The following is a 21,239-nucleotide window of genomic DNA, read 5'->3' as shown; positions in this document are numbered from 1 at the left end:
GCGCTCTTCACGAGAAGAACCAAATTGTCGAAGAAAACTGTGAAAAATTAGGGGATTTTCAATATGGAATTTAACTTTATAGAAATATTGCTTTTAATTATTGGTCTTTATTTACTTTTTACTGTCATTAAACTTGATGGTCGTCTTAAAGGCTTAAAGTACACTCTAGACCAAATCTCTGAGCAGGTAAACATTCCTGAGAATCCAATTAATGATGAGTTGCGAAAATTAATTAAAGATGGTGAAGATGTTAAAGCGGTGAAAAAGGTAAGAGAAACATTAGGGCTTTCATTGGTGGAAGGCAAACAGTACGTGGATGCCCTAAAATTTGAAGACAAATAAACACATTTAAACAAACGAGGCGCGATTGTTTAAGATCGCATTAGAAAGTGATCAAACTTTTTTATAAAAATTGAACAATACTCCACAAAGAAAGAATCCATTTTGAAAAAGATTGATCAAAATGGATTCTTTTTTGTTTACAATAATATACAGCTTTGTGAGGTATTTTTGATCGATCTTTATTTTAAAGCTACACTTAATAAAATTTCCGAATTTGTCTTGACATTAACAATATTTTCGAGTAAATTTAAAACCGACCATTCGGAATTAAATTGGCAATTGGAGTGAATAAAACATGGGCAGAAAATATAATCCAAAACAGACAAAGGAAAATATTATGGCAACGGCGGTTCGGTTGTTTATGGAAAAAGGCTACGAAAAAACAAGCATGCAAGATATTGCAAATACGCTTGAGATATCTAAAGGCGGTATTTATCATCATTTTAATTCGAAAGATGAAATTATAAATGCTGTCAAAGAAAACAAGGCCAGTAGCGTAAAAGAAAGCTTGAATAAGTGGATGGGTACAGTCGATGCACAATCAGAAAGAGAGAAATTAACCGCGATCTTGGAAAAAAATATAGCAGATCAGGAAGCGCGTGCTTTTGATAAAGTATTAAGCACACAAATAAAGAGTCCTGATTTTATCGTATCAATCATGAAAGATTCCATAGAAAATAGTGCTCCCGTATTTTCGGATATTATGAAAAAAGGATTGGCAGACGGATCTATTGCTACAAAATATCCGGTTGAAAGTGCAGAGGTTTTCTTTTTATTACTCAATATTTATTGTGATCCCGTGATTTTCAAAGCTGATGAAGAAAAATTATATCAACGGTTGAAGTTTGTACAAGAAATAATGCGATCAATCGGTGCAGATATCGTTAGTGACGAGCTCATTGATGAAACAGCAACCCTGCTTCATAACTTATATTCAAGAGATAGCGATGAAAATGAGTAATTCGCTCAATTATGTAACAAAAGCCAACTTGTTGAAGGTTTTAATATCCATAAATGAAGAATTAATGTTTTGATCTAATAATAGTAAAATAATGGGGGCTACTATGAGTGCAAATGCGATTAAGAAAAATGAGCGGATTCATACGCTAGATATCATACGAGGAATCGCGGTGTTAGGAATTATTATTGCGAATATGTACGTGTTTAAAACGTTGTTCGCTGACGAAACAAAATTGATGTTCACAGGTGCCGTCTTGCCAGATGGAATGTTCAATCAAATTGTCAGCATATTTGTTAGCTTTTTTATCGACAATAAATTCTATCCCATGTTCTCTCTGCTATTTGGTCTCGGGTTCTTTATTTTTTATGATAGGTTACGTCAAAAAGGCTTATCGGCAGGTCGGCTATTTTCAAGGCGTTTGGTTTTTTTATTGGTGATTGGTTTGATTCATCTGGTCTTCTTGTGGACTGGGGATATTTTGCACACTTATGCATTGGCAGGTTTTTTGTTATTGTTGTTCATCAATCGGAAACCACGAACCATATTGCTATGGGCAGTGTTGATGCTTGGCATCGGTACCTTTATCTTGACAGCAATGCTGACTGTATCCGGATTGATGTTATCGATGATGGGGACGGATGAATTTGTTCAAAATGATACACGGGGGATGGCGATAACAACGATGATGGAAGGGACATATATGGAGATTTTACAATATCGTTTCGTCAACGAGGTCGTGCCCGTGCTGTTCAATGTCTTTCTCACCGTTCCGGGGATTTTACCGCTATTCCTGATCGGACTTTACATGGGAAAAACGAGAATGTTTCATGACGTTGCAGCAAACCTCAATCGCTGGAAAAAAATCTGCATACATTCCTGCTGGAGTGGCCTTGCCTCAGTAGCCATCGTCGTAGGTCTTAAATATGGATTGGGTCCACTTCCGGCTTCAATCAGTTACGGTATTTCAGAAGGATTGCACTTTTTAGCGGGACCGATCCTGATGTTGTTCTATGTTTCCGCATTGGTACTCCTTTTACATTCAGGTGGCAGGCTGAAGCTTTTCATGCCCATCGCGGCAGTTGGACGAATGGCGCTCACCAATTACTTGTTGCAAACGTTGATTGGTGTATCAATTTTTTACGGATTTGGCCTTGGACTTTTCGGCCAAGTATCGATCGGAGGCGGATTCTTGTTGGCCATCGCTATCTACATCATACAATTAATACTCAGTCACTTTTATTTAAAAAAATTCAAGCAAGGTCCGCTGGAATACTTATGGCGAAAGTGGACGTATGGTGGAAAATTATTAACATGACCGTGTACACATCACGAAGCAAATGCAATTATTTCGGTATAAGATTGCAACACTTTCGCTTTTAGGGTCATGACTGTTTAATAATAAAATTGGAAGGGGATTACCATGGAGCCCGAATATATAAGGGACTATGTGATATACTCAGCGATTTTCGGTATGTATAGTTTTATTTGGTTCGGGTGGGATCAGAAGAACCCTAGGAAAAATTGGTGCAAGTGTATTGGAGGTAGTTGGATTTGGATATTGAGCAAATAAATGAAAATATTATATTATAAATGGGGTGTAGAAAAGATTCATCTAAATTTGAGAAAGGAATAAGGAAACCTAATTAGACAAGGGGGGCGGAAACGATGGGTACTGGTGTCTGGGTCGCTATAGGTATTGCCATAGCTGCTGGAATAGGTTTGTTTGGAAAATCAAAAAAGAAAAAATAACATCTATTGGATAAATTCTTATAAATATCAAGCATTTATTTTCACGGATGAAACAACGTAAAGCCAATATTCATAAACCCGAGAAAGAGAAAGCTGGCATACGAAAAGATACGTCAAAACGTACAGCGTTTGCGGTTTGGGGGTTAATCGGAGGATTGCTTTTCTTCTCCATTCTTGCTGCCATGCTTTCGATCAATACACGTTCCACATTCAATGATTTGCGTGCGGCGGTCGATGATGAAGAAGAAGGGGAGGAAGAAGAAGCAGACTTGGATGTGGTGAGTGCTGATTATTTCTTGCGTGACTTTGTGGATGCTTATATCAATGTTAGTGATGATCCGGATGAATTAGAAGAACGTCGTGGGGAACTAGAAAATTTTATGGTTTCCATGGATACGGAAAGCGAATGGAATATGGTTGATGTTGAAATGGAGGGCGAACGACGGTTAGATAATGTTGAGTTATTTCATATAGATGAAACAGAAGAAGGAGCGGTGTTTGAATATGAGGTCACATATATAAGTGACAATGGGGATGGAACGACGGAAGAACAAATATTATTGTTGAATGTTCCAATTATTGAAGATGATGGACAGTATGCCGTATCCGGTGAGCCATATTTTACTGATATAGATGATCTTTCTGCTTCCGTAACGGTGGAGGAAGAAGAAAGAAATGTAGATGAATATGTAGGGGATGAACAGGAAGAGATATTGGCGTTTTTGGATGAGTTTTTTGAGCAATATGCAACAGGTGACGAAGATGACCTTTCGTATATGATGCAAGACCCTGAAAGTTTGAATGGTGCATTTGCCTATGAAGGTATGGTGGATGAATCGATCGAAGAACAGGAAGAAGGATTTTCGGTTTACACGGATGTTCATATGGTGGATGACGTAACAGGGATGAATTATGAATTTGAAGTGACCCTCTATTTAGAGCGAATGAATGAAAATTATATTGTTGAAAATATAGAGATTCAATAGGAGGTATAAAATGGGGCTTTTTGAATGGGTGATGATTTTAGGATCGGCGACATTACCTGATCTTGGTGAAGTGGAAAGTTGGGCGCTGAATATCGTTACACAGGCGATCACATTGATCGTCGTTTTTTTAGTTACAAAGCATTTGGCCAAATTTAGAGTTGGTGCCGTTGTTAGTGCTTGTATATTTGCAGGAGCAGTCACGTTTGTGGTTCAAAACTGGGATCAGGTCACGGATTGGATTGAAGCCTTAATTGATCTTTTGTAAACGGTGATTGTGATGTTCCTGTCAAGGCTATTGGCAGGAACGTTTGATGAAAGAGGTGAATGTATGCGAGTGGTCTATAACTACCGACCAGCCTTTCGAGAGCCCAAACGGATTCAACAGTTGACGGATAGATACACTTTACCTATTGCGATTGAGTTAATTCCAACCATCAATTTTCTTGTCTTTATGGCGCTAACCGGATTGATGATGTATGTCATTCGCTTGATATTTCCGTTTACGTTTGAGTTGACGTTTGTGATTATTTTGGTTGGTTTACCGTTGTTTTTGACGATGTTAATGCGGAAGGTCAATCCCGATGGAAAAAATATTTATTTATATCTTTGGGGATTGTTCAATTATTTACGTAAAGTGAAACTGCCCAATAAGACGTATTGTAATGATCGGGATGTAACGTGGATGGATGATAAAAAAATAACTTTTAAAAAATGTGTAGAGGTGGTGAAGCGAAAAGATGGCAGACGTACAAACGCCTATGAAAACGATGTATCGGAATTTGCTACTGACGAGAGGGGGCGACGTTTGGGCGTATCATCGTATAAAGGCGAAGTCCATTCCGAAGCAAAATGAAAAAGAAGTGGAAAGCTATAAAAAACGATGGCGAGAGTTTTTGCAGGAGTTAACAAAGTATCAGGATTTTCACTTTATGATGTATCCCCAGGAATATCAACTGCATGAGCGTTTTGAGAATCTGAAGCAAGATGTGGCTTTAGATACCGAAGATATGGCGAACTATTATTTGGATGAGACAGAATCACTATTAGGACAGCGATTGGGGACGGTGACGAAAAGTGATTTTATCGTCGGTGTTCGTTTAAGAGCGGATATGGTAAGGATAGATGCCGATGTAAAAGAAAATATGATGTCGATGCTTTCAACAGCAACGGATACCATTGTGAATCTATTAGGATGGGAGCAGGAAGTTACAACATCCTTCTTTGAAAAATATCAAGAAGCTGAACAGGAATTAGCGGACACAATGGGGATGGTTGATGGTGCACCATTAACGGAGAAAGAAATGATTTATATTAATCGTTATCACTTTATTCGTGGGTTAGATCATCAGGTTTCAGAGGAAATGGCGAATGCTTCAAGGAAAGCTGTTACGAATACGCTCATTGACCCTACTTCTCCATCCGTTTTAAATCTGAACAGTGATGAAGATGAAGGATATATCAGTTTTGTTGTGATTGATGAATTTCCCCGTAATATGGCGGATAGCGATTTATTCTATGAGACGCAAGCCTTACCGTTTCCTGTTGAAGTTGATATTAAAGCACAAGTGGAAAGTAAATCCCAAACCAAAATGAAGGTCAATATGAAAAAGAAACAGTTACGAGAATCGGCGAGAGAGCAAAATCAGACCGGGGATGAAACGGATGCGTCCATAAGTGAAAGTGATCAAATGATCAGAAACTTGCAGGACGATATTAAAAAAGATGACGTGCATATGTTTAACTGGATGGCTGTGGTGATCGTAGATGGACAAACGAAAAAAGACTGTTTAACGAGAGCAAAGATGGTCAAACGTCGATTAAAGTCGATGGGGATTGTTGCACGAATACCAGTGGCTGACCAATTATCATTGTTCTATAAGTTTTTGCCTGGCGAACCGATTGACGTGAAAGATCGAAACTGGATGCAAAAAACGTCGCAGGATGGTTTGGCGGAGTGCCTATTCGGGGTTAATGCATCGGTTGGCTCGAATATTGGCTTTTTCGTCGGTTGGATTGATCGATTTGAACAGCATAAAGATTTGGATGCGGCGATCGGTTCAAGCCGTGATCCAGTGTTTTTCCATCCGTTTCTAGCGAATCAACAAATAAAAGGGACAAAGACGAAATCGCCACATGTTCTTATAACAGGCGATACAGGGAATGGAAAATCATTTCTGGCTAAGCTGCTGTTTATTTATATCTCGTTATTGGATATCAAATGCTTGTATATTGATCCGAAAAAAGAGTTAAGAAAATGGATACGGAAAGTGATGAAAAATCAGCAAGTGCGAAAAGATTTTCCGTTGTTTGTGGAGCATTTGGAGAGATTCCACTTTATTACGTTAGACCCCGAAGATCAAGCCAATTGGGGAGCATTAGACCCGATTGTATTCTTGCCCTCCACGCAACAAAAAGAAATGGTCACAATGATTTTTGAACAGGTCTATGATTTTTCGGGAAAGGATGATGTGCATACAGCCTTTTTACAGTCAATAACGAAAGTGCAGGAACAGAAAGAAAAAGGGGAAAAAGTTGGCAGTATGCATGTGATCTATGAAATGCAGGCGCATGAAGATGTGGATGTGCGGAAGGCAGGCAATTTTTTATATGAAGTTATGGCGGATGGGGTGATGCGCTTATGTGTTCATGATGGCTCGAATGATGCCTTATCTTTAAATCGCCGCATTAGTATTGTAGAAATTGAGAATTTGGATTTACCCGAGGTGAATGATAGCTATGAAAGTTATACAAGTGAACAGTTGAAATCGAGTGCTGTCATGTATGCTCTTGGAAGGTATTGCGAGTTGTTTGGTCAAAATAAGGATGAACGTACAGCCGAGTTTATGGATGAAGCATGGATGTTGACATCCAATCCCACGGGGAAAAAAGTCGAAAAGAAAATGCGTAGGGTCGGGCGTAGTTATAGCAATGCGCTCTATTTTATTTCCCAATCAACAAAAGACGCTCTACGTGAAGAAGAAAGCAATAACTTTGGCGTGGCATTTGCGTTCGATGAACCAACCGAACGTGAAGATGTATTAAAATGGATGAACATGGAAGCAAGCGACGAAAATATTGATATGTTGGATGGGATGTTTCAAGGGCAATGCTTATTCAAGGATTATTATCGCCGCACGGCTAAAATCAGCGTGGAATGCCTGTTTGATGAATGGGCAGGCGTATTTGAAACGGTGGAAGCGTCAGCCGTAGCAACAGCTGAAGAAATGTGGTGGGCATAAGCATTTAAAAAAAATTGGTACTCATAGTCATTTAAATGTTCAGCAACAGGAATTTTTTCGGTTTCCAACGCAAACTCTCCCTTCATATAAAAAGCGCACCAGTCTAAACCAGTACGCTTCGTTTATTTCTTCTCTGCTCCTGAAGCAACAGGCTCATTCATCGGTTCCTTAGATGTTTTCTTGCCCACTTCAACAATATCTTCGGCTTCAACTGTCCAAATTACATTGGCAAATCCATTTCCCGATGCTTGCGCTCTTGCTCTTATAGTCGGATTCTTTAATTCCACCGGAGCATTAAAATCAATCTCTTTTTCATCAACATATTCAGGTACAGTGACCTCAATCTGTTCCCCTTGTGTAGACGACGCTAAATTATAGACTCTCGCTTGTAATGGCCTTTCTTGAAACGATTTGTCAGGGTCATACTCTCGTCTTTCTCTAGCCATACCCATAAAAATCATATCTCCAAAAGTTACTTTCACATCAGGTTTAATCCCACTTCTAAAATTCATTATTCATTCGCTCCTTTTTTATTCATAAGTTTTCATGACATATAAAAAATGAATCGGCATAAAATCACCCGATTCCCACAAAACATCATATTTTTCATCTTCAACAACCTGCAACTTACAATGTATCCTTAAATCATAACTAGAACTTGTTACTTCCAAGCCAATGACATTTACAACTTCTCCTTTTTGCAAATCCAATCCGCTTAATTCCTCATTTGCCTTTTCTGCATACTTTAATCCAAATTCAGGCATACCCTCTTGTTCAAAAACATCTTCCATATAATGGCGATTCAAAACAACAGCTTTTTTCATAAATAAACCCCAATCTTTGAGATTTAAACATTATTTTTTGTACCGCTCCTATCCTGGCGCTTATCAACTCGCTACATTCTGATCACGGCGAATTTATAGTAGGTAATGTTTATCACCATTGGCTTATCATGAACAGGAAAAAGAATTAGGTCGACTAAAAACGGAATCCTCTCGGCGAGACATCCCGATTTCCGATCAACAAGCAGAATATTTAAAGCTATATAAAGAGAAACAAACGCCGAAATCTGATGTTGTTGTTGCAAACTTAAAAGGCGGTTATATGATGAAACGAAATGTACGGCGAGCGATGCAACGCATTTGTGAACGTGCTGAAGTCAAACAGATCACGTTTCATGAATTAAGGCACACGCACGCTACTTTAATGCTAGAAATGAACGAACACGTAAAAATCGTTCAGCAACGTTTAGGGCACGTTAAAGCTGAAACGACTATGGACATTTATTCACATGTCCGCCCACAGGTGCATCAAGATTCTGCGGAACGTTTCTCGAGCTTCTTTAATGCATGAAAAGGTAAGGGTGAGCGGGTCATGTCGTCACTGTCCCGTCACTGCAATTCATAATGCAAACATGAGGAAAAGCTGAAAACCTTGATATGACTGGAGCTTCCTGCCGGACTCGAACCGGCGACCTCATCCTTACCATGGATGAGGTCTTGTGATTAATTAAAACAAGAGGGAAAGTGCAGCCAACCCTGCCAGCGGCAATGCTAATCTTCTCCAACGAAAACCGGGTGCTCCAAACCCTCCATATCCGTAGCCGGGATAACCATATCCATAGCCGCCGAATACGCGTTGATCCATTTGTGGTTGATAATGGCCCCAGTTTCCGTCTTGATGGCCGTATCCGTGATGCTGGTGGCCCTGCCCATAATAGTGTTCATTCCCGGGATGGTGCCCGTGATGGTGGTGCCCGTGGCCCCCATGATGATGGTCATATCCATTGTTACCATCATCACTTTCCAAAATGATCAAGTATACGTTTTCTACGTCGACATTTTCCACAAAACCGTAAAACGTTTGCTGATCCGCCATATCTGCCTTTACGTGTCTTCCCTTATGTTGAAGACAATGATGATACATCTGCTCGTTACGTTGCATGATAGTAGCCTACCTCCTTTACAACATAACGTATTCAGTTTGGAAGTGAGATGTGAGAGGTTAGAGGCTGGACAATGCAAAAGAAAAAAGACCCCGAAGATCAGGGTCTTTTTATTAATCAGTTTCACTGACGGCTTGTTCTGCACGATCTGCTCTACGTTCATTTCGGTTGATGATCCATGTCTGTATCATCATAAAAATGCTCCCCGTAAACCAATAGAGCGACAACGCTGAAGGGAGCGCAAACCCTGCACCGACGATCATGACCGGCATGATGTAGAGCATGACCTTCATTTGGCCGGCGACTTCCGTAGGCATGTTACGAGTGCTTAATTGCATTTGCAAAAACATGGCGAAACCGGCAAGCAAAGGCATGATCATATACGGATCAGAATTTCCGAGATCCATCCATAGAAAACTGTGCGTCGCGATCTCTTCCGTGCGGACAATCGCGAAATAAAAAGCCATTAATATCGGCATTTGGATGACCATCGGCAAGCAACCCGCAAGCGGATTCACCCCGCTATTCTGGTAGAGACTCATCATTTCCTGTTGCATTTTTCTTTGCTCTTCAGTATTTTTCATATCATATTGCGTTCGCAACTGCTCAATCTCGGGACGGAGTTTTTGCATCGCTTTGCTGCTCTTATGCTGTTTTAAAAATAACGGGAGTAACAAAAGCCTGATGACGACTGTCATACCCATAATCGCCAGTCCATAACTCCCTTGCATTAATTCTGCGGTTTGGATAATTAACCACGACAACGGAAACACAAAAAAATGATCCCAAATTCCCTCGCTTTCCGAAGTAATGGGCGCGCGATCCATCCCACAACCGGACAGCACAACCCCGATCATGAAGATGACGATTAATCCGACGATATGCTTTTTCTTCAACAAAGGTCCTCCTTATATTAGATTGGTACATTTAATATAGAGAAGGATAGGATTCTTCATCGTCATCATCATGGCTTCGATCGTTGAACGCAGGGATTTTTTGTTGTACGCGGGGGACAGCAGGGACGGGCGCTTGAGAAAGAAAAACCTTCACATGTTTTTGCCGGCTTTGTTGCCATTGCCTTGTTATCAGCTGCATCGGGGATACGGAACGAAGATGGTTTTGAAAACCAATCACCGCGATGCTGGATAACATCACCATAACGTAAATCCAGTTCATATCTGTCACAAATTCAAGCATCATCTTTCCTGCCACCCCCTTTATTAGAAACCTTGGCTTCACGCCAAGGTTTTAGGTCGAAAAGCCTTAGTTGCAAAATCACCATTTCCCTGCATTGTATCACATATTTCTTACTCATTGACATTCTTTTATTTCCATCTTTTCCAATGAATAACCTTTTCATCCAGCTATCATGGTGTTTTTTTTGATAGCAATACTGCCTGCTTCAAGCTCTTCCACATACGAGTATGATTATACAACAGCACTCCGCCGCGGTATACTTTCGCGGCGATAGCCGTTAACAACGCAATCGTAATCACCATGATTCCTGCCGAGAGAAACACTTCCCAGATTGCCGCCTCCCCCATTCCAACACGCAAAAACATGATCATTGGCGTGAAAAACGGGATATAGGAAGTAATGGTTACAATCGGTGCACCCGGATTCCCCATGCTAAAAACAGAGATCATGAGCGCTAAGATGACAAGCATATTCATCGGTCCCACCGCCTGGCCTACGTCTTCAATTCTCGTAACGACGGAACCAAGCATGGCTGCGAGCGTCGCATACAACAAGTATCCGAGGATAAAAAACAAAAACGCAAACAGAAAAAGTTCCAATGAAAAAACCGGACCATCTGCCGCAAACAGCGCTTGTTGCTCCATCAGTTCGCCTGCCTCCGGAGCGGAGCCTGTACCGATGAATTGGGCAAACGAAACCAAAGCCACCATAAAAATCAGCGAATACTGCGTAAGTCCGATCAGCCCAACTCCGAAAATCTTTCCAAACATTTGTTGAATGGGCGTAGCACTCGAGATCAACAGTTCCATCACTCTTGATGATTTTTCGGTGGCAACTTCCGAAGCGATCATATTTCCGAGAAATAGGACAGAAAAATAGATGACGAATAACAAAACATTCACGAGTAAACGCGCCTGGTTTAATTCCGCTTCCGAGCGCGCGGTCTCATCCAACGCTGTTTGCCCAAACGGCACAGGTTCATTCAGCGTTTCCAGTTCTTCTTCCTCGATCTGCAAAGCAGCCGCAATTTGCCCTTCCCTTACGTTTTGTAGGGCCGATTGAAGTTGGGAAGGAAGATACGTTTCATTGATCGTTGGCGCGAAAAAATGCCCTTCGATATCATCCGCCTGTCCATCCACTCGTAAATAAGCATCATATTGCCCTTCCATAACAGCTTTCCCGGCAACTTCTTCCTCTTCTTGAGAGGCTTCATCTATCGTAATTTGACCGCTTCCGCTCTCTATTTCTTCTGCCAACGGTTCAAACAGACCGTCGCTTTCATCGATCATAAGCACCGCATAGGTTTGCTCGGATGGGTCCCCGTCAAAAAACTGGATGATATTATTCAAATTCAAAAACACGAGCATAAACACAGCCATCATCAATGTCGTGAGCATAAACGTTTTCGATTTGATTTTTGTCCAATATGTATGGGCGAGCACGATGAACATTTTACGCATACGTTCGGCCCACCTTCTCAATGAAAATGTCATGCAACGTTGGTTCTTGCACGGAAAAATGGCGCACATACCCATAATCCTGAAGCCGGCTGAAAATATCTTTTGCCACTGTTTCATCACGAATCGCAAGCATCGTCTCCTCGGCACCAACGGTCATTTGCAACACGCCATCAACGTCCCCCAAAAACGAGAGCGAAAAATCCGCTCGAATATGGAGTTTACGTTTTTCATATGTGCGTTTGATGTCACTTAACTTTCCATGGACGACCGGTTTGCCTTTATCCATGATACAAAGATTTTCGCAAAGAGATTCGACATGCTTCATATCATGGCTGGAGAAAACAATGGTTGTCCCTTCGTTTTTGAGTTTTACAACAGCTTTTTTTAGCAAATCGACATTAATGGGGTCCAAACCGCTAAAAGGCTCGTCCAAAATCAAAAGCTGCGGACGATGCAATACAGCGGCAATGAATTGTATTTTTTGTTGATTCCCTTTTGAAAGGTTTTCCACTTTAGCTTTCCGATAATGAGGAATGTGAAAACGCTCCAGCCAAGCATCCACTTCGGCAACAATATCATGCTTGGAAAGCCCTCGCAAACGCCCAAGATAGATCATCTGCTCCATCACTTTCAGTTTCGGATACAAGCCCCTCTCTTCCGGCAAATAACCAATGATGCGCGCATCCAACGATTGTGGAGGACTTCCATTCCAGGAAACCCCGCCGTCATCGGGGGCAAACAAGCCGATCATCATGCGGAAAGTCGTTGTTTTCCCGGCACCGTTCGCCCCCAACATGCCAAACATTTCACCGGAGTCAATATGTAAAAATAATTGATCGACCGCTGTTTTTGCTCCAAATCTTTTCGTAACGTTCTCCATTCGCAAAGCCATGTACTCACCTCTTTGCCATACTAGCAATACATGCCGCTTTCTACAAGCCCGGGCTTGCGTTCTTATTTGAAAGGCCTTTCAAACAGAACAGCTCTTTGATAAAATAATGGGAAAGAAGTGGAGGGAGGGACCGCTATGGATTATGCTCTAACTGTATTTAATAAAACCGGAGAATTGTTGCTCAATGAATCTTATACATTCGATACAGACGAGGAAGCAATTGAGCATGGAAGAAGTCGGTTACAGGAAGAATCGTATATGACAACAACCCATCGTCTCGTGCGTTCCGGAAAATTGTTGTTATTTTACCGTTAAATCTAATGTTGTTGCCCCCTCATCCGAAAATGAGAGGGCAATCGTTTTTTATATGGCGAAAAACCAAGTTTTCTAATGATGTTGCGATACGTTCATTTGCTTTCTAAATACTTCTTTAATCATATATGCAAGCCCATCCTGATCATTTGATCTCGTTACCCAATCCGCGCTTTTACGCAGATGGAGCGATGACTGCCCCATGGCCACGCCCAAACCGACTGTACCCAACATTTCTTCATCTTCCGCTTTTGCTGCTACTGCAACCATCTCCCCGGGATGGATGCCAAGTTCATGACCGAGATAAAGCAACGTTTCTGATTTGTTTGCTTCTTTCATCTTTAAATGGACGGAAGGAATGTCTCCTTCTTGCTCCACAATGCTTAACCCCGGGATTATGCTTTGCAGATGATCAATGGCCGCTACTTTTTCTTCATTGACGTCAAAATCAACTTTCATTCGTAACGGAGATATACGATGCAAATCGATATGTTCGCTCATATGTTCAACAACCGTCTGCGGATAAAATAAAGACTCGCTCACGCTTACCGTCATCTTTCCGAGCAAATTTTGCGGTTGGTGCAGACGATTTGTCAACTCAAAATTTTCATGTTCGACAACCATCTGGCATCCAAATCGCTCCAATTCAAAAGCGATATCCCGTGCCATTTCCACCGGCATACGTTGGGCATAAAGCGGTTTATCCGCCCGTCCGGCGATAAGGGCCCCTCCGTAGCAAATCATTTCGTGCTCCATTCTCAACGCTTTCGCGATTTTATTCGCTTGCTGATAGGAACGATGGGTCGCTAGTGTTACATAAACCCCTTTATTCCGCACAAATTCAATCGCTTCCTTCGTCGTTCTTGATAACCGGCTGTTGTCTTTTAAAATGGCTCCGTCAACAGCCAAGGCTAATAACCGATAGTTCAAGGTCACCCCTCCTGTTCGTACTCGTTGCCCTATTAGTAAAACACTATGTCCGAAAGGGGAAATTTAGAACTGTAATGGCGTTTGGCTAGCGAAGGTTTAGTGATCCGGCCTTTCATGGCGACCGTTTTTCCGATGTGGACGGCTATTTCGGGCTACTTCGCAAAAAAATGGAGAGCGCTCGGCTCTCCATTTTTCTTAATTATTGGCTTTGCTCGTCTTCAGGTGTACCATACAGCGATTCCAGCGGTTCTGTAATGATTTTATTCATGTCGCCGATAACCGTGCTCATTCGCTGCTCTTCTTCCATTAGCCTGGAAATGACATCATGTTGTTGCACCATTTCAAATTGCTTTTGGGCTTGGCTAATTTCTTCTTCCGAAGGTTGCTCTCCTTGCATTTGCTTATCCTGCAAATCCAATTGAACTTTGCGGAAATTCGAGAGCATTCGGCTTGCAACGTCATCTTCCTCCACTTCTTCGTGCAGCGCTTGCAATGCCTGATATTCATCGCTCTCCCTTAATGCTCGCGCTAATTCGTGTGCTTTGTCATGTAAATGATCAGCCATGATTTTCCTCCTTTTATTCCATCCTTGCCGTTTCTTCATTACGTTACACCTTTTCGAGGATAACATGCCTGTTCTGCAAATAACAGCCCAAACCCCATATTTCATACTGTGAAACTTCCATCAGAGGGGCTTTTCTCTGGGCAAGGGAGTCGGCTAAAACCGTCACATCCTGTGACAACGCCGACACTAGCCGACCTGGGCGTCGGAACCAATCGAAGTGTGTCACCGGGACACTATATAAGAAACAGGATAAGCAATCCTTGGACAACTCCAATGATTCCTCCCAAAATCCCTCCTAAGTATTTAATCATCCGTAACTCCCGATTAGAAATGTTCACAACGATTTCTTCCAAGCGGTCCAACGGAAATGCTTTCACTTGCTCCGTTACAACTTGGTCGAGACGTAGTGATTTCAAAATGCCGCTCATATTCACTTCCAAAAAACGACCGGCCTGATGTATGGCCACATCGGAAATTTGATCTACATAGCGGAAATCTATCTGTTCCGCCCATTCTTTCACCGGTTTGTGAAATACTTCATCGATGGGAATTTCGTTCATCGCTAAATCTGTAAGATCAAAGCGATAATTCTCCATTGTTTCCCCAGAAACAAAGTCGCTTCCTTTTTTCCGCAAAACCTTATCATACTCTTCATGAAGTTTTTTTTGCAGCCAGTTTTCAATATCCCGAGACGTCAAAGCATTTACAACTTCGGGGTACACACGCTCAATCATTTTTTCCGTTCGCACAAACGAATCCAACATTTGAACGATCGAACCACGCCGTCGAATAAATGCCTGAATAATCGATTGTACTTGGGCTTTCCCCTCTTTCGAATACAAATAAACACGCAAACGTTGTAAGATCCCGTGAGCAACTCTCGGGATGAACTCCCTCCCTTTTTGGCGCCAATCATCGGGAATGATCTCCTCAATCGTCTGTGCTTGTATTTCTTTCCAATAAGCATCAATACGATCGGATATCATACCCTTGATGCGTTGTTCCACTTTCCGATCAGGCGCCGACCATGAACTGTAATGTTCCGTTATTTCCCGGAGCGAGCGCTCTTCATTCGACAGCCATTTTTTCACTCCTTCTTTTACCCACGTATTAACCTCGTTTTGAAATTGTTGTTCGGTTAATCGCCCTTGTAACCCTTCCACCGTTAACAAATGTTCCATCATAATCCTTCCCAGATGGTTCGCGATATCCTCGTGGCGTTTAGGAATTAATCCCGGAGTAAACGGCAATTGCCACGAACCAATAAAAATGGCTTTTCGTGGGCGAAAAAGCATAGAAACAGCAATGACATTCGTTATAAACCCGATAACGGCCGCCAATAAAGCGGTCAATACTAAAAGTAACCAGCCGTTCATGACAAGACTCCTCGCATCATAATTATTGAAAACTCCAGACCCATGCAACTTTACATACGTGCAGAAGTTCAGGAATTATTGAACAATCTCTTTAAGACAAGTTTCCCACAAACATGATACCATATAGAGAAACGTTATGAAGAGTTGGGGGAGGCTCCTGTTTGCTTACACATTTTCAGTTCAAAACACTTAAAGATAATTGGATTAGGAAAGAATGGAAAATTTCATTTTTTTACAAGGGAAAACATTGTATAGGAATATATGCACAAGATGGAACAATCGATTGGAAAAATGAACCACCTGATAATGTGGACAAGGTGGAAATGGAAGTGCACGACTTAATGCTATACCATATATACGAGGACCACCACCCCGGTCAAACGTGAAAAAGGCAGCCGAAGCTGCCTTTTTAGTCATCTGTATACATTTGTTATCGCTGATAGCCGTTCATTTGTTGCTCGGCCATCTGAACCAAACGCTTAGTGATTTCCCCACCTACAGAGCCGTTAGAACGGGATGTGGATTCGCCACCAAGCTGCACATTGAACTCTTGTGCAATTTCATATTTCATTTGATCGAGTGCCTGATCAACGCCAGGTACAACAAGTTGGTTTGAATTGTTGCTTGCCATCTTATCTCACCTCCCTTGCTTGGTACCCATAGTTTGTATCGAAATCGGCACTCTATCCTTTATTTCAATTAGTAAGTTCATCCAATAAAGAAGAAAAGGAGCATATTTGCTCCTTGACGTTGTTCCTATTTTGTATTCGAATACAGTTTTTCTTCGCTAAACCGGGTCAACATTATGTTTTTTGTCAGGGGCCGGCATTTGCTTCTCTGCATATGCTTGAAACCTTGAGATGAGCGTCTGTCTTAAATTTCCGGGGGCAACGATGTCATCGACGACAAGTTCGGAGCCCAGTCGATAAATATCAATATTCTCTTGGTACTCCTTGCGTTTTCCCGAAATGTATGCGCTTCTTTCTTCTTCAGGCAGTTCGGCGATCTTATTTGCATAAACAGCATTCACTGCTGCTTCGGGTCCCATGACAGCAATCTGCGCCGTCGGAAGTGCTACGCAATAATCGGGTTCGAAAGCAGGACCGGCCATTGCATATAAACCCGCACCATAAGCTTTTCGCACGATGACGGATATTTTCGGAACTGTGGCGCTCGACATAGCCGAAATCATTTTTGCTCCATGGCGAATGATACCGGCCTGCTCAACCTTCGTACCGATCATAAAGCCGGGCACGTCCGCAAGAAACAGCAGCGGAATATTAAAGGCATCACAAAGATTTATGAAGCGTGCCGCTTTGTCTGCGGAATCGTGAAAAAGAACCCCGCCCTTCGCTTTTGGTTGATTGGCAATGATCCCTACCACTTTCCCGTTCATTCGAGCCAACCCCGTGATTAATTCCGGTGCAAATAAACGCTTCATTTCAAAAAAACTGTCTTCATCAATCAATTGTTCAATGAGTTTATACATATCAAATGGGGCATTTTGATTTTCCGGAATCAGATCCGCCAATTCTTTGTCCCCGGCAACCGGCGCTTTCGCAGCCACTGCCTTTGTTTTTTCACGGTAGTTTTCAGGAAAATAAGTGATATATTGACGTGCTTTTTCGATTGCGCTGGGTTCGTCTACAGCAAGAACATCCCCGCATCCGGAAACGCTGCAATGCATTTCTGCGCCGCCCATCTCTTCCAAACTTACTTTCTCACCAATTACCATTTCCGCCATGCGCGGAGAGCCTAAATACATGGACGCATTTTTCTCCACCATGATCACAACATCACAAAACGCCGGAATATAAGCGCCACCGGCAGCCGAAGGGCCGAAAAGCAGGCAGACTTGCGGAATTTGACCGGATAGGTTCACTTGATTATGGAAAATACGTCCTGCTCCCCGCCGCCCGGGAAACATTTCGACTTGATCCGTAATGCGCGCCCCGGCTGAATCAACAAGGTAAAACATCGGACAGCGCAGATTTTCAGCCTGTTCCTGGATACGGATGATTTTTTCAACGGTACGGGCGCCCCATGAGCCGGCTTTAACGGTGGAGTCATTGGCCATAAAACATACTTGTTGTCCATGTATTGTGCCCATGCCGGTAATCACGCCATCCGCCGGTAAATCACCGGCTTGGACATTCGCGAATTTCCCGTCTTCGAGCACGTGCGCATCTTCATCCAGCAGCATGCGCAAACGTTCCCGCACAAAACGTTTGCCTTTATCCTCATTGCTTTTGTGATATCGTTCAGGTCCACCTTGTTCAATTTCTTCTAAAATGTCCCTATAATTATGCTCTGTCATTGTTACTGTTACCTCCATCACTTGCCTTTATCACTTGATGACCGTTTCCCAACACGATCTGGATTTCCCGAACGAGCCCGTTCATTCAGGAAAAATACCCTTGTTTTATTCAATTTCAAATAGTGCTTCTCCTTCGTCAACAAACTCGCCTTCTGCTTTCATGACGGCTTTAATCTCACCACCCGTTTCGGCCTCGATAGGGATTTCCATTTTCATGGATTCTAAAATCGCCACCTCTTCACCGGCTTCGACAGTATCTCCTTGTTGCTTCAGGACCTTCCATAAATTACCCGCCATACTTGCTTCAATCTTTGCCATTTTAAGTCCTCCTAGAAGTGATCATTTACAAAATTAATTGTGATCTTCCCAGCTATATAATCGGAGTGATCGGTAACTGCTCGCAAGAAAGGAATGTTTGTTTTAAGTCCTTGTATATCGCATAACGCTAACGTCTTCTGCAGCTTTTCCATCGTTTCTTCCCGGCTTTTTCCGTTTACAATCAACTTCGCGAGCAAAGGGTCATAATGCGGTGTTACTTCTGTGCCGTTTTGAACACCTGTATCAAGACGAATGAATTCATCTTCGGGGATATTGAACACGTCAATCGTGCCCGGAGAGGGAAAAAATGTGTTGGGATCTTCTGCGTAGATACGCGTTTCGATCGCGTGGCCACGCAATTGCACTTGCGATTGCCCAATGCCCAATGGCCCACCCGCAGCTACGTTCAACTGCTCACGCACGATATCAATTCCGGTGATTGCTTCCGTCACCGGATGTTCCACTTGCAAACGAGTGTTCATTTCCAAAAAATAAAATTCACCATCTTCGACAAGAAATTCAAGAGTGCCGGCATTTTCATATTGCAACGATTTCGCCGCCTGAATAGCGGCTTTGCGCAAACGAGTCAAAAGATCCTCCGAAAGATCAAGCGCAGGTGCCTCTTCGATTACTTTTTGATGGCGACGCTGAATAGAACAATCCCTTTCTCCAAGGTGTATGACATTCCCACGCCGGTCACCGATAATTTGCACTTCAATATGGCGCGGAGATTCCAATGCTTTTTCTATATAAAGCGAACCTGAACTGAAATAGTTCATCGCTCTTCTTTGATTGCTTTGAAATGCTTTTTTAAGTTCTTCTTCATTTTCTGCTTTTTCCATCCCTATGCCTCCGCCGCCGGCAGCCGCTTTGAGCATCACTGGATAGCCCTGTTCTTTTGCAAACGAAACAGCTTCTTCGGCACTGGTGATCGGTTCAATCGAACCGGGGATCACAGGCACTCCTGCCTTTTTCATATGATTGCGCGCCGAAACTTTATCCCCCATGATCGTGATTGTCTCCGGAGCAGGACCGATAAAAACGATCCCCTCCTCATGACAACGCGTGGCAAAATCGGAGTTCTCAGATAAAAAACCGTATCCCGGATGAATGGCATTCACTTTCGCCTCTTTTGCAACAGCCAGGATTTTATCGACGTTCAAATAACTCTCGAAAACCCTTGCCGGTCCGACTTCATAAGCTTCATCTGCCAGTTGGGTGTGTCGCGCGTCACGATCGGCTTCCGAATAAATCGCGACTGCCTTAATCCCGAGTGATTGACAACTTTGAATAATACGACAAGCGATTTCTCCTCGATTAGCAACTAAAACCTTTGTAAACATTAGCTCTCCCCCTGCGCTTACGGACAACCGATTTCTCGTGATATAACCATGTGCTGGATTTCCGATGTCCCTTCTCCGATTTCCATCAATTTCGTATCCCTTAGCATTCGTTCAATTCCGAACTCGCGCATATATCCGGAGCCCCCATGGATTTGCAACGCTTGATTACACACCCTTGTTGCCATTTCCGATGCAAATAATTTAGCAAAAGCCGCTTCTTTTTTAAAAGATTTTTCCTGATCTTTTACCCAGGCGGCTTTATGAACCATTGTCCTTGCCAACTCTATTTCCATAGCCATATCCGCGAGCTTGAATTGAATCGCTTGAAATTCGCTTATTTTATGGCCGAATTGTTTACGTTCCTGCGCATAGGCAAGCGCTTTTTGATAAGCCCCTTCAGCAATCCCCAAAGCGAGCGCGCCGATGGAGATTCGTCCGCCATCAAGCGTATGGAGAAACTGACCGAACCCTTTTTCCGGATCGCCCAACACGTTTTCTTCCGGAATTTCTACATCGGTTAAAACTAACTCTGTTGTATTGGAGCCGCGTACTCCCATTTTTTCATATGGCGTTGTAATCTGAAACCCAGGGGTTCCCGTCGGAACAATAAACGCGGAAACGATATTTTTGCCGTTTTCTTTCTTTCCGCTCACCGCAGTAATAATGACCGCTTTTGCATAGGAGGCATTGGTAATCCAACATTTTTCGCCATTAATGACGTAGCGACCTTCTTTTTTCACGGCTGTCGTTTTCGTCCCTCCTGCGTCAGAGCCTGCGTTCGGTTCGGTAAGCCCGAAAGCGCCTAATGAATCCCCTTTTGCAATCGGCACCAAATATTCTTGTTTTTGCCCTTCCGATCCGAATGACCCTAGCGGCCCTGCTCCAAGTGAAACCGACGCGGCGTAACTGAGACCCGTACCTCCACAAGCTTTGCCGACCTCTTCCACTGCCAATGCGTAAGAAATTGTGTCTGCTCCCGCACCGCCATATTTTTCAGCAACCGGAATGCCCATGATCCCTAATGATCCCATTTTTTTAAATAATTCTTCAGGAAAGCGTGCGCTGCGGTCGATTTCTTCAGCTTTCGGAGCTATTTCCGCTTCTGCAAAATCCCGAACCGTATCACGAATCATCTGTTGTTCCTTCGTTAATTGAAAATTCATGATTCCCTCCTCTCTTCAAACTGAGCAAGCGCTCAATCGGTTGGAAGATAATTAAAAAGCCGATTGTAATCGCTTACAGCAAGCGTACTATAAGTAAGGGCTTTCGTCCACCATTGATTGGCCAATAAGTTGGAAAAAATCTGC

The 21,239-nt window shown here is 42.6% G+C and carries 26 protein-coding genes and 1 tRNA gene; 11 read left to right on the top strand and 16 right to left on the bottom strand.

Annotation, left to right across the window (positions count from 1 at the left end; translation table 11 throughout):
- The first annotated feature begins 63 nt into the window (after positions 1-63).
- The 8 genes from HUG20_RS06265 to HUG20_RS06230 all read left to right on the top strand — a co-directional run bounded on the left by HUG20_RS06265 (position 64) and on the right by HUG20_RS06230 (position 7,277).
- Positions 64-342, top strand: coding sequence for a hypothetical protein (locus tag HUG20_RS06265; RefSeq protein WP_200089239.1), 279 nt, complete (start codon positions 64-66; stop codon positions 340-342).
- A 295-nt stretch (positions 343-637) separates the two neighbouring features.
- Positions 638-1,303, top strand: coding sequence for a TetR/AcrR family transcriptional regulator (locus HUG20_RS06260; protein ID WP_200089237.1), 666 nt, complete (start codon positions 638-640; stop codon positions 1,301-1,303).
- Positions 1,304-1,406: 103 nt separating this feature from the next.
- Entirely contained in the window at positions 1,407-2,618 is a 1,212-nt protein-coding gene (locus tag HUG20_RS06255; protein ID WP_200089235.1) for a DUF418 domain-containing protein, read from the top strand.
- 350 nt (positions 2,619-2,968) lie between these two features.
- A complete protein-coding gene (locus HUG20_RS19950; RefSeq protein WP_200090415.1) occupies positions 2,969-3,052 on the top strand; it encodes an LPXTG cell wall anchor domain-containing protein in 84 nt (27 codons plus the stop codon).
- A 47-nt stretch (positions 3,053-3,099) separates the two neighbouring features.
- Positions 3,100-4,038, top strand: a complete 939-nt coding sequence (locus HUG20_RS06245) for a conjugal transfer protein (RefSeq protein WP_200089233.1) — start codon at positions 3,100-3,102, stop codon at positions 4,036-4,038.
- 10 nt (positions 4,039-4,048) lie between these two features.
- Positions 4,049-4,303, top strand: a complete 255-nt coding sequence (locus HUG20_RS06240; RefSeq protein WP_200089231.1) for a hypothetical protein — start codon at positions 4,049-4,051, stop codon at positions 4,301-4,303.
- Positions 4,304-4,366: 63 nt separating this feature from the next.
- Positions 4,367-4,891, top strand: a complete 525-nt coding sequence (locus HUG20_RS06235) for a conjugal transfer protein (protein ID WP_200089229.1) — start codon at positions 4,367-4,369, stop codon at positions 4,889-4,891.
- Positions 4,776-7,277 carry an ATP-binding protein gene (locus HUG20_RS06230; RefSeq protein WP_200089227.1) on the top strand — a complete coding sequence of 834 codons (2,502 nt, stop codon included), beginning with the start codon at positions 4,776-4,778 and terminating at the stop codon, positions 7,275-7,277. The genes HUG20_RS06235 and HUG20_RS06230 overlap by 116 nt, the downstream gene beginning before the upstream one ends.
- Positions 7,278-7,399: 122 nt before the next feature.
- Here the strand turns inward: HUG20_RS06230 and HUG20_RS06225 are convergent, their stop codons facing one another.
- Together HUG20_RS06225 and HUG20_RS06220 are read right to left on the bottom strand one after the other, a co-directional pair.
- Positions 7,400-7,789, bottom strand: coding sequence for a DUF961 family protein (locus HUG20_RS06225; RefSeq protein WP_200089225.1), 390 nt, complete (start codon positions 7,787-7,789; stop codon positions 7,400-7,402).
- Between the two features lie 18 nt (positions 7,790-7,807).
- The gene (locus tag HUG20_RS06220) at positions 7,808-8,101 is read right to left on the bottom strand and encodes a hypothetical protein (protein ID WP_200089223.1); all 294 of its coding nucleotides are present in this window, start codon (positions 8,099-8,101) and stop codon (positions 7,808-7,810) included.
- A gap of 118 nt (positions 8,102-8,219) precedes the next feature.
- Between HUG20_RS06220 and HUG20_RS06215 the strand changes: the two genes are divergently transcribed.
- Entirely contained in the window at positions 8,220-8,630 is a 411-nt protein-coding gene (locus HUG20_RS06215) for a site-specific integrase (RefSeq protein ID WP_200089221.1), read from the top strand.
- Between the two features lie 91 nt (positions 8,631-8,721).
- On the opposite strand, the gene HUG20_RS06210 is transcribed toward HUG20_RS06215, so the two are convergent.
- The 6 genes from HUG20_RS06210 to HUG20_RS06185 all read right to left on the bottom strand — a co-directional run bounded on the left by HUG20_RS06210 (position 8,722) and on the right by HUG20_RS06185 (position 12,771).
- Positions 8,722-8,816, bottom strand: a tRNA-Thr gene (locus HUG20_RS06210).
- Positions 8,787-9,221, bottom strand: coding sequence for a hypothetical protein (locus tag HUG20_RS06205; protein WP_200089219.1), 435 nt, complete (start codon positions 9,219-9,221; stop codon positions 8,787-8,789). The genes HUG20_RS06210 and HUG20_RS06205 overlap by 30 nt, the downstream gene beginning before the upstream one ends.
- A gap of 114 nt (positions 9,222-9,335) precedes the next feature.
- A complete protein-coding gene (gene yidC / locus HUG20_RS06200) occupies positions 9,336-10,079 on the bottom strand; it encodes a membrane protein insertase YidC (RefSeq protein ID WP_200090414.1) in 744 nt (247 codons plus the stop codon).
- A gap of 70 nt (positions 10,080-10,149) precedes the next feature.
- Complete coding sequence (locus HUG20_RS06195) at positions 10,150-10,422, bottom strand: hypothetical protein (RefSeq protein ID WP_200089217.1); 273 nt, start codon at positions 10,420-10,422, stop codon at positions 10,150-10,152.
- 167 nt (positions 10,423-10,589) lie between these two features.
- Positions 10,590-11,879 carry an ABC transporter permease gene (locus tag HUG20_RS06190; RefSeq protein WP_200089215.1) on the bottom strand — a complete coding sequence of 430 codons (1,290 nt, stop codon included), beginning with the start codon at positions 11,877-11,879 and terminating at the stop codon, positions 10,590-10,592.
- Positions 11,872-12,771 carry an ABC transporter ATP-binding protein gene (locus HUG20_RS06185; protein ID WP_200089213.1) on the bottom strand — a complete coding sequence of 300 codons (900 nt, stop codon included), beginning with the start codon at positions 12,769-12,771 and terminating at the stop codon, positions 11,872-11,874. The genes HUG20_RS06190 and HUG20_RS06185 overlap by 8 nt, the downstream gene beginning before the upstream one ends.
- Positions 12,772-12,906: 135 nt before the next feature.
- Here HUG20_RS06185 and HUG20_RS06180 point away from each other — a divergent pair, with 135 nt between their 5' ends.
- Positions 12,907-13,086 carry a YhzD family protein gene (locus tag HUG20_RS06180; protein WP_200089211.1) on the top strand — a complete coding sequence of 60 codons (180 nt, stop codon included), beginning with the start codon at positions 12,907-12,909 and terminating at the stop codon, positions 13,084-13,086.
- A gap of 72 nt (positions 13,087-13,158) precedes the next feature.
- Here HUG20_RS06180 and HUG20_RS06175 read toward each other — a convergent pair whose 3' ends face one another.
- The 3 genes from HUG20_RS06175 to HUG20_RS06165 all read right to left on the bottom strand — a co-directional run bounded on the left by HUG20_RS06175 (position 13,159) and on the right by HUG20_RS06165 (position 15,954).
- Complete coding sequence (locus tag HUG20_RS06175) at positions 13,159-14,013, bottom strand: HAD-IIB family hydrolase (RefSeq protein ID WP_200089209.1); 855 nt, start codon at positions 14,011-14,013, stop codon at positions 13,159-13,161.
- Positions 14,014-14,212: 199 nt separating this feature from the next.
- On the bottom strand, positions 14,213-14,578 hold the full coding sequence (locus tag HUG20_RS06170; RefSeq protein ID WP_200089206.1) for a YlbF/YmcA family competence regulator: 366 nt from the start codon (positions 14,576-14,578) through the stop codon (positions 14,213-14,215).
- A 233-nt stretch (positions 14,579-14,811) separates the two neighbouring features.
- Entirely contained in the window at positions 14,812-15,954 is a 1,143-nt protein-coding gene (locus HUG20_RS06165) for a DUF445 family protein (protein ID WP_200089204.1), read from the bottom strand.
- A gap of 161 nt (positions 15,955-16,115) precedes the next feature.
- Between HUG20_RS06165 and HUG20_RS06160 the strand changes: the two genes are divergently transcribed.
- Positions 16,116-16,340 carry a DUF5342 family protein gene (locus HUG20_RS06160; protein ID WP_200089202.1) on the top strand — a complete coding sequence of 75 codons (225 nt, stop codon included), beginning with the start codon at positions 16,116-16,118 and terminating at the stop codon, positions 16,338-16,340.
- A 44-nt stretch (positions 16,341-16,384) separates the two neighbouring features.
- On the opposite strand, the gene HUG20_RS06155 is transcribed toward HUG20_RS06160, so the two are convergent.
- The 5 genes from HUG20_RS06155 to HUG20_RS06135 form a co-directional block, all read right to left on the bottom strand.
- On the bottom strand, positions 16,385-16,585 hold the full coding sequence (locus tag HUG20_RS06155; protein WP_114375769.1) for an alpha/beta-type small acid-soluble spore protein: 201 nt from the start codon (positions 16,583-16,585) through the stop codon (positions 16,385-16,387).
- Positions 16,586-16,741: 156 nt separating this feature from the next.
- Entirely contained in the window at positions 16,742-18,271 is a 1,530-nt protein-coding gene (locus tag HUG20_RS06150; RefSeq protein ID WP_246476561.1) for an acyl-CoA carboxylase subunit beta, read from the bottom strand.
- Positions 18,272-18,376: 105 nt separating this feature from the next.
- A complete protein-coding gene (locus HUG20_RS06145; protein WP_200089199.1) occupies positions 18,377-18,589 on the bottom strand; it encodes an acetyl-CoA carboxylase biotin carboxyl carrier protein subunit in 213 nt (70 codons plus the stop codon).
- A gap of 11 nt (positions 18,590-18,600) precedes the next feature.
- Positions 18,601-19,932: an acetyl-CoA carboxylase biotin carboxylase subunit gene (locus tag HUG20_RS06140; RefSeq protein ID WP_200089197.1), complete on the bottom strand. Its 1,332-nt coding sequence runs from the start codon at positions 19,930-19,932 to the stop codon at positions 18,601-18,603.
- A gap of 17 nt (positions 19,933-19,949) precedes the next feature.
- The gene (locus tag HUG20_RS06135) at positions 19,950-21,095 is read right to left on the bottom strand and encodes an acyl-CoA dehydrogenase family protein (RefSeq protein ID WP_200089195.1); all 1,146 of its coding nucleotides are present in this window, start codon (positions 21,093-21,095) and stop codon (positions 19,950-19,952) included.
- Between the last annotated feature and the right edge of the window lie 144 nt (positions 21,096-21,239).

This window comes from Salicibibacter cibi, assembly GCF_016495865.1.
Lineage (GTDB): Bacteria > Bacillota > Bacilli > Bacillales > Marinococcaceae > Salicibibacter > Salicibibacter cibi.
This window is presented reverse-complemented; position numbering and strand designations above follow the sequence as displayed.